The sequence below is a fragment of the Rothia sp. HMSC075F09 genome (assembly GCF_001810515.1).
In the GTDB taxonomy this organism is placed as follows: domain Bacteria; phylum Actinomycetota; class Actinomycetes; order Actinomycetales; family Micrococcaceae; genus Rothia.
The window spans coordinates 1-660 of the sequence record NZ_KV801781.1 but is presented as its reverse complement, the minus strand read 5'-3'; the positions used below and the strand labels follow the sequence as shown (position 1 = coordinate 660).

The following is a 660-nucleotide window of genomic DNA, read 5'->3' as shown; positions in this document are numbered from 1 at the left end:
CCGGGATTGGCTGCACCGGTAAGGTGTTCGGGTTGCTGTCCCGTTCTTCCCTACACTTATATTGTAGCATAGGTGAAGGAATATAAACAAGCTGTGGCGGCGAAACTTTGGAGAGATTTTCAGCGCGCCAGGTGCGCCAGAAAGTGCAAGAGGGGCGGCTCAAGGTTTCCCCTGAGTCGCCCCCCCCTTGTGGCTACTCTACAATTTCAACAGCGCCCTGCTGCTTGACATAACGAACAATGGCCGCGTGAGCTTCCTTCTTCGTGATGTACTTATTTTCACGGAAATCATAAATGTGCAACTTCTGATTTTCATCAAAATAAATGTGAAGATTGATAGCCATGAGGTCATCAGCGGGAAGCTTTTCACCGCGGAAGTAAGCCGCCGGGCCCGTTCCACCGTAAGGGTCGAAGAGGTAGCGCTCAAACTCGATGGCGGGCCACCAGCAATGATTAGGAACGGGGTAATAGCGAATCTCGTAGCAACCCTTCTTCTTGTTCCATACGCTCTCGTGGCGAACCTTGATAGTCATGATTTTCAGCTCCTTGTCTGATTTGCTGTTCGGCTGTGCCGGGATTAGCTACAGCCGGTAGGGTTTCGGGGTTTCCCGCCCCGTGTTTTCCCTACGCTTATATTGTAGCACAGCTGAACGCATATAAA

1 protein-coding gene is annotated in these 660 nt (G+C 51.1%); it reads right to left on the bottom strand.

Going from position 1 to position 660, the window contains the following annotated elements:
* Positions 1–193: 193 nt before the first annotated feature.
* Positions 194–532, bottom strand: a complete 339-nt coding sequence (locus tag HMPREF2749_RS03560) for a hypothetical protein (RefSeq protein WP_070593457.1) — start codon at positions 530–532, stop codon at positions 194–196.
* Positions 533–660: the final 128 nt, after the last annotated feature.

Bases quoted from the DNA above. Each gene is read 5' to 3' on its own strand.
- HMPREF2749_RS03560 (WP_070593457.1), bottom strand. From the start codon at position 532: ATGACTATCAAGGTTCGCCACGAGAGCGTATGGAACAAGAAGAAGGGT.